The organism is Pedobacter jeongneungensis, from assembly GCF_000633455.1.
Classification (GTDB): Bacteria; Bacteroidota; Bacteroidia; order Sphingobacteriales; family Sphingobacteriaceae; genus Pedobacter; species Pedobacter jeongneungensis_A.
In genome coordinates this window covers 64,994-72,717 of record NZ_AYMG01000002.1, presented here as the reverse complement: position 1 = coordinate 72,717, position 7,724 = coordinate 64,994, and the positions used below count along the sequence as shown (strand labels likewise).

Annotated in this window: 4 protein-coding genes; 3 read left to right on the top strand and 1 reads right to left on the bottom strand. The window is 39.4% G+C overall.

Annotation, left to right across the window (positions count from 1 at the left end; translation table 11 throughout):
* Window positions 1-150 precede the first annotated feature (150 nt).
* Window positions 151-924, bottom strand: a complete 774-nt coding sequence (locus U859_RS0103000) for an IclR family transcriptional regulator (RefSeq protein WP_025141959.1) — start codon at window positions 922-924, stop codon at window positions 151-153.
* Window positions 925-1,195: 271 nt separating this feature from the next.
* On the opposite strand from U859_RS0103000, the gene U859_RS0102995 reads away from it, so the two are divergent.
* Genes U859_RS0102995 through U859_RS0102985 form a run of 3 tightly spaced genes read left to right on the top strand, consistent with a single transcriptional unit; the run spans window position 1,196 to window position 7,684 of the window.
* Entirely contained in the window at window positions 1,196-3,955 is a 2,760-nt protein-coding gene (locus tag U859_RS0102995) for a family 78 glycoside hydrolase catalytic domain (protein WP_025141958.1), read from the top strand.
* The gene (locus tag U859_RS0102990) at window positions 3,952-5,064 is read left to right on the top strand and encodes a glycosylase (RefSeq protein ID WP_025141957.1); all 1,113 of its coding nucleotides are present in this window, start codon (window positions 3,952-3,954) and stop codon (window positions 5,062-5,064) included. Before U859_RS0102995 ends, U859_RS0102990 begins: the two co-directional genes overlap by 4 nt.
* 1 nt (window position 5,065) lies before the next feature.
* On the top strand, window positions 5,066-7,684 hold the full coding sequence (locus tag U859_RS0102985) for a glycoside hydrolase family 2 TIM barrel-domain containing protein (protein WP_240183002.1): 2,619 nt from the start codon (window positions 5,066-5,068) through the stop codon (window positions 7,682-7,684).
* Window positions 7,685-7,724: the final 40 nt, after the last annotated feature.

The window sequence follows — 7,724 nt, the reverse complement described above, 5'->3', positions numbered from 1 at the left end:
AGTCGTCATGGCGAGAAGGCTTTTTCAGCCGACGAAGCAATCTTACTACTATGGGTTATAGCAATCGCTTTAAGATTGCTTCGTCATTCTCCTCGCAATGACGATAAACCTATCAGGTTTCAAAAACCTGATAGGTTTGGATATAGGGGCCTAAACCCCAATCCTTTGCTCAATTTTCTTAACGCATTTCTCCGCCTCAGCCAGTATCACATCATTTTCGATCGCCTGATCTACATTAATCGCATTTAACATCGAAATGGTTAAACAGGCGATGATTCCATTATTGCCGTTAATGCCAATTGGTACCGAAAGATCGGTTACACCCGACACTGAATCACTGTTTTTGAAATACGAACCCGTTTGCTGAATATCTTCCAATGAAGTCAAGAAATCTTCTTGCTGGGCTTTAGGGTATTTTTTAAAAATAACATTGTTTTTTAAGGTAGTATTCCGCTCATCGTCCTGCATGTAAGCCAATAAAACCTTTCCTGATGCGGTTAATGGCAATGGAAATAAGTTTCCTTCCTCAATAGAAAGTGCAATAGGCCCCGGACTTTTAGCATGGATAATTACCATCACCTGGTTCATGTACAAAATACTTAAATGGCAGGATTGACGGATCGTATTGGCGAGTTCTTCCAACGGAAATTGTGCTGCTTTGCGCAACTCATCAATAGGTGAGTGCCTGTGCGAAAGGTAAAAAAGCTTTAGCGAAAGCCTGTATTTACCCGAAACTTCATCACGCAGAATATAACCGCGGCTTTCCAAACTCATTAACATCCGGTAAATTTCGTTTGGTGTTTTCTCAATACCGATTGCAATTTCTGTTTGCGACAGTGGGATAGATTGTGCAGATAAATACTCCAATATATCAAGTCCCTTATCTAAAGCAGGGGCCTGGTACTTCGATTCCTTTTCGTTCATACAGGTTTAAATTTGGCTGTAGCGTAATTTTTACAATTTCAAACATACAAAATGCTTTCCTATTTATCGACGGGAAGATTTTGTAATTTAAATACGAATATATGTTTTCATATTTAAAAAAAACATTTATATTTGAATTGACACTGTTTTATTAATTGAATCGTCCCGAAAATCGATTAATTAATAAGATTAAGGTATCAATTAACCATTTATAAACCAAAATTTAACCATTGCTTTTGCGTAAAAATTTCGCAATGCTAACCAAAGGATAATGAGCAGATTTCTGATTTTTTCTTGGCTTTATCTGTTGGCTATTCCGCTTTTCGCGCAGGACATTAAAGTGGTTGATCTGACTTGTGCTTATAGAAATAATCCGATTGGTATCGATTTACCTAGTCCTAATTTAAGCTGGAAATTACAGTCATCCAAACACAATGTGATGCAAACCGCTTATCAGATTTTGGTCTCCAGTAATCCCACAAACCTGAAAAAGAACATTGGCGATATTTGGGATACTAAAAAGGTAAATTCAGCTCAATCTATACAGATCACTTACAAAGGTGTTAAGCTATTATCAACCAAAACATATTATTGGAAGCTGCGTGTTTGGGATAATTTCGGAAACACATCAGAATGGAGTAATCAAGCCTATTGGCAAATGGGTTTATTAAATACAGCCGATTGGAAAAACACTAAATGGATTGCTTATGAGAAGCTTGCTGATTCAAATGTAAATACGCTCCCAACAGATGGTAAAAAAGATAAATACAACGCCAATAACATTTTACCAATGTTCCGCAAAAGGTTTGCTGTAACCAAAACTGTTAAAAAGGCAACGGCTTTTATTTCTGGTTTGGGTCATTTTGAAATGAGTTTAAATGGCGAAAAAGTTGGCGATGATTTTCTGGCGCCAGGCTGGACAAAATACGACAAAGAAGCTTTATATGTTACCTACGACATTTCCAAACAGCTTAGAAAAGGCGAAAATGCCATTGGCGTAATGCTAGGCAACGGTTTTTATTACATTCCACCTGTTAAGGACAGGTATAGAAAATTAAAAGTGGCTTTTGGCTATCCAAAAATGATCTGCCGCGTGTTGGTAGAATATACTGATGGAAGCGCAGCAAATATTATCAGTGATCAGCGCTGGAAAACTGCCCCATCGCCGGTTACCTTTTCGAGTATTTACGGAGGCGAGGATTATAATGCCAATCTGGAACAAAAAGGCTGGAATTTAAACGGTTTTAATGATAAAAACTGGAAAGCGGCCTTATTGGTTGATGGACCGAAGCTGAATGCACAAAAAGAAGAACCTGTTAAAATTTTTGAAAATTTCTCTGCTCAAAACTTTACTGCTGTAGCCAATAATGAATGGGTTTATGATATGGGGCAAAATGCTTCGGCCATAATAGAATTAAAAGTGCGTGGCAAAAAAGGCGATACCATCCGAATTACACCATCCGAATTATTGAAAGCTGATGGTTCTGTTACGCAAAAAAATATCGGTGGTCCATCTTATTTCACTTACATTTTAAAAGGCGGTGGTTTAGAAACCTGGCGACCAAAATTCTTTTACACTGGGTTCCGCTACCTGCAGGTTAAAGGAGCTGTACCAGCAGGAAAAGAAAATACCTCTGGCAAAGCAGTTATTGAAGATTTAAAAGCTTTACACATTAGAAATGCGGCCGAAAAGGTTGGTAATTTCTCCTCTTCGAACAATTTATTCAATAAAACCTACAGTCTGATCGATTGGTCGATCAGGAGCAACATGGTGAGCGTATTTACCGATTGTCCGCACCGCGAAAAATTAGGCTGGTTAGAAGAACTGCACTTAATGGGCAGCTCTGTACGCTACAATTATAATGCTGCGCCGCTTTTCAAAAAAGCATTGCAGGACATGAAAAACTCGCAGTTAGCCAGTGGATTGATCCCGGAAATTGCACCCGAATATGTGAAATTTGAATGGGGCGGAGATATGTTCCGCGATTCGCCAGAATGGGGCAGTAGTGGTATTTTAATGCCATGGTACCTGTACCAATGGTATGGCGATAAACAGGCTATGGCTGATTATTACCCGATGATGCAGCGTTATATCAATTACTTAGTTACAAAAGCAAATAACCATATTCTATCTCAGGGTTTGGGCGATTGGTACGATTTAGGACCAAAACCGCCGGGCGTTTCACAACTCACCCCAATGGGCGTTACCGGAACGGCGATTTACCATTATGATTTAAAAATATTAGCAAAAATGGCCACACTTTTGGGTAAAAAAGCAGATGCTATTACTTATTCCAAACTTGCCGCTGAGGTGAAAAAAGCATTTAACAACCAGTTTTTTGATGATAAAACCAAACAATATGCAACGGGTTCGCAGGCTGCAAATGCCATGGCCATTTATATGGGTTTAGTTGCAGAAGAGGATAAAAGCGTAGTAATCGACAACCTGGTTAAAGATATCCGCGACAGGAAAAACAGTTTAACGGCGGGCGATATTGGTTACCGTTATGTACTGCGCGTTTTGGAAGATGCAGGCCTATCGGACGTGATTTTTGACATGAACAGCCGCTCGGATGTACCAGGTTATGGCATGCAAATCGCTAAAGGTGCTACTGCTTTAACCGAATCGTGGGCGGCTTTACCAACAGTTTCCAACAATCATTTTATGCTCGGACATTTAATGGAATGGTTATATAGCGGTGTTGGCGGTATCCGTCAGGAAGGAAATTCGATTGCTTTTAAGCAAATAAAAATAGAACCAGAAATTGTAGGGGATTTAACTTCAGCCAACGTAAACTACAATTCACCTTATGGCAAAATATCGACCAAATGGGAGAAAACAGATAAAAATTTCACGCTGGAAGTTAATATTCCGGTAAATACCAGGGCTGTAGTTTATTTTCCGGCATTGCCAAAAGCTGAACTTTCAGAAGAAAATCATGCATCATTTACCAATGCAGGGATGGAAAACGGCAAAACCAAAGTGGCTATTGGCTCAGGCTTTTACAGATTTAATTTAAAGTACAAATGAGAAAGATAAACATCATGATTCTCCTTTTTGTTTGGGCTTTTAAATCAAGCGCACAGCAAAATCAAACCATCTCTCCAGCGGAGATGGAAAAAATTTACCAGGAAGTTAAAACGCCTTATAAATATGGTTTGGTATTGGTTCCTGAGGATAAAGACCATAAAATGGATTGTCCGACTGTGTTTAAAAAAGGCAAAGATTGGTACATGACTTATCTAATTTTCAGCGGTCGCGGTTATGAAACCTGGCTGGCAAAAAGCAAAGACCTGTTGCACTGGGAAAACCAGGGAAAACTGATGTCTTTTGCTGATGCCGGCAACTGGGACGATAACCAAAAAGCCGGCTACAATGCTTTGCTTGATATAAAATGGGGTGGAAGTTACGGGGTAAATCAATTTGATGGTAAATATTGGATGTCGTATTTCGGGGGGAAAGAAAAAGGTTATGAGGTGGAGCCTTTATCCATCGCGATGGCTTATACCAATAAACATCCTTCGGTAGTACAGGAGTGGAGCCGATTAGAAAAACCTGTTTTAAGTTCGTTAGATAAAGATGTGCGTTGGTGGGAAAACCGCAACAAACTTTTTAAAAGCACAGTGATCGAAGATCAGAAAAGATTAACCGGGCACCGCTTTGTGATGTATTACAATGCTGTGGGTGATTCGTTGGTGAATAACAAAAAAACACGCTGGTATGAACGCATCGGTATGGCAGTTTCTGAGGACATGATTCATTGGCAGCGGTTTAATAAAAACCCTGTCGTTCATCATCCTGTCGGCATAACAGGAGATGCTGTATTACAACAGATTGGCAATGCCTATGTCATGTTTTACTTCGGAGCTTTCTGGCAGGATCGAAAGGGATCTTTTAATCGTTTCGCGGTTTCAAAAGACCTGATTAACTGGACCGATTGGACAGGCGATAACCTGATTGAATCTTCAGAAAAATACGATGAGTTGTACGCACATAAATCATTTGTTTTAAAGTATAAAGGTGTAGTTTATCATTTTTATTGTGCGGTAAACAAACAGGACCAGCGTGGAATTGCAGTAGCAACTTCGAAAGATTTAGGTAAAAGTAAGTTGGATTTTGTAAGCGAAACAAAGAAATAACATGAAGATAACTCAATTTACATATTGGATTTTTGTGCTGACTATTTTCGCATTATTTGCATCACTTCATTGCGAAGCGAAATATCCATCGATCGTCATTTCGACTGAAGCGCAGTCCCGAATATTCGGGAGAGAAATCTTTAATACTGGCATAAATAAACATTACATAGATTTCTCCACTGCGGTCGAAATGACGGCCACGCCGGAACCCCGCATCAGAACCAGCTTTAACAAAGATTGGAAATTCTTTTTAGGGGACGAACCAAATGCAAAATCTCCAGCATATAACGATCTTAAATGGCGCAAATTAACCTTGCCTCACGATTGGAGTATCGAAGGAAAATTCGATGAGAAAAACCCTGCCAAACCCGAAGGGGGCGGCTTACCCACCGGAATTGGCTGGTACAGAAAAGAATTTACCGCCCCGGCTAATTTTAAGGATAGATTAATCACCATCGAATTTGATGGCGTGTATAAAAACAGTGAAGTTTGGGTAAACGGACAATATTTAGGCAAAAGACCTTATGGTTACAGTTCGTTTTCTTACGAAATCAGCAAATTCCTGAAATCTGGAAAAAACATCATTGCTGTTAAGGTTGATAATTCAGCCCAACCAGATTCGCGCTGGTATTCAGGCTCAGGAATTTATAGAAATGTATGGTTAACCTCAACTGCTAAAGTTGCCATAAAAGAACATGGCGTTTTTGTTAAAGCGGGTTTTGTAAGTGGCGATTTCGGAGAATCGACTGATGGGGGTAATTTGCAGCCTGGGCAAACAGTAGGTTTTATAGCTCCTCGTATTGATTTTATAAATAAATCTTTGTATAAGACTAAAAAGTACAAGATCGAAATCTCTGTACAAAATAAGGATGGAAAACAGGTTTTAAAACACCTTATAAAAGAAGATATTATTGAAGACAATACCGGTAAAATTGTATCAAATCTGCTCATCAATAAACCCGAATTATGGTCGGTAGAAAGACCTTATTTATATACTTTACTGGTTAAAATTATTGATTCGGAAAATAAAATTATAGATACACAAAGTACCACTTTTGGGATCCGGAGATTCAATTTTGATGCAATAAAGGGTTTCTCCTTAAATGGAAAACCGATGAAAATCCTGGGTGTTTGCCTGCATCACGATTTAGGTGCTTTAGGCGCTGCAGTGAATGTCCGTGCGATGGAACGCCAGCTCGAAATCATGAAAGCCATGGGGGTAAATGCCATCCGTACCGCTCATAATCCACCGGCACCTGAGTTTTTAAATTTATGCGATAAAATGGGCTTTTTAGTCATGGATGAAGCTTTTGATATGTGGGCGAAGAAAAAAACCAAAAATGATTATCACCTGAATTTTCCTGAATGGCATAAAGCTGATCTGGAAGATATGGTTAAACGCGACCGCAACCATCCATCTATTATCCTTTGGAGCATTGGCAACGAAATCCGTGAGCAGTTTGACAGTACAGGCATTGCATTGACCAAAGAGTTGGTCGGAATCGTTAAAAACCTGGATAACACCCGACCGGTAATTTCGGCGCTGACGGAAACAAAGGTCGAAAAGAATTTTATCTATCAGGCCAATGCACTAGATGTTTACGGCTTAAATTATAACCATAAACTTTATAAAGACTTTCCAAAAAATTATCCTGGCTTTAAATTTTTAGCTACTGAAACTACCTCAGCGCTTGAAACAAGGGGATTTTATGATACTGCAGATACCATCCGCCGTTGGCCAAAAGATGGTAAAACGAAATTTACAGCAGGTAACAAAGAATGGTCGGCATCTGCTTATGATAATGTTTCTGCCTATTGGGGATCAACTCACGAAGAAACCTGGAAGGAAGCTAAAAAATATGATCATGTATCTGGTTTATTTGTTTGGACAGGTTTTGATTACCTGGGCGAACCTTTACCTTACCCATGGCCGGCCAGAAGTTCTTATTTCGGAATTGTTGATTTAGCAGGTTTCCCGAAAGATTCTTATTACATGTATCAAAGCGAGTGGACCAATAAACCCGTGTTACATATTTTACCACACTGGAACTGGGAAAAGGGCAAATCGGTTGAAGTTTGGGCTTATTACAACAATGCCGATGAAGTGGAATTGTACCTCAACGGAAAATCGCTAGGTAAAAAATCAAAACAGGGCGATGATTTACATGTGCTTTGGAACGTCAATTTCGAAGCGGGGACATTAAAAGCTGTTTCGCGTAAAAACGGGAAAGAAGTATTGGTCCGTGAGGTAAAAACTGCAGGAGCACCTGCCAAAATTGAATTAATTGCTGATAGAAAAAACATCAAAGCCGACGGCAAGGATTTATCTTTCATTACCGTTCGCATTTTGGATGCAGCAGGAAATGTAGTTCCCAACGCCGATAACTTAGTCGATTTCAAAGTAGAAGGAAATGGCTTTATTGCAGGCGTCGACAATGGATTTCAGGCCAGTTTAGAACCTTTTAAAGCGAATTACCGCAAAGCATTTCATGGTTTATGTTTAGCCATACTGCAATCAACAGAAAAAGCAGGAACAATTAAGTTAAGGGCAACATCCAATGGTTTGTCGCCTTCGTCGATTATAATTAAAACGGCTAAGAAAATAAAAAGAAAACAATAAAAGGCATTGTCATTCTGAGGAAACGAAGAATCTGCAAACG

Bases quoted from the DNA above. Each gene is read 5' to 3' on its own strand.
- U859_RS0102995 (WP_025141958.1), top strand. From the start codon at position 1,196: ATGAGCAGATTTCTGATTTTTTCTTGGCTTTATCTGTTGGCTATTCCG.
- U859_RS0102990 (WP_025141957.1), top strand. From the start codon at position 3,952: ATGAGAAAGATAAACATCATGATTCTCCTTTTTGTTTGGGCTTTTAAA.
- U859_RS0103000 (WP_025141959.1), bottom strand. From the start codon at position 924: ATGAACGAAAAGGAATCGAAGTACCAGGCCCCTGCTTTAGATAAGGGA.
- U859_RS0102985 (WP_240183002.1), top strand. From the start codon at position 5,066: ATGAAGATAACTCAATTTACATATTGGATTTTTGTGCTGACTATTTTC.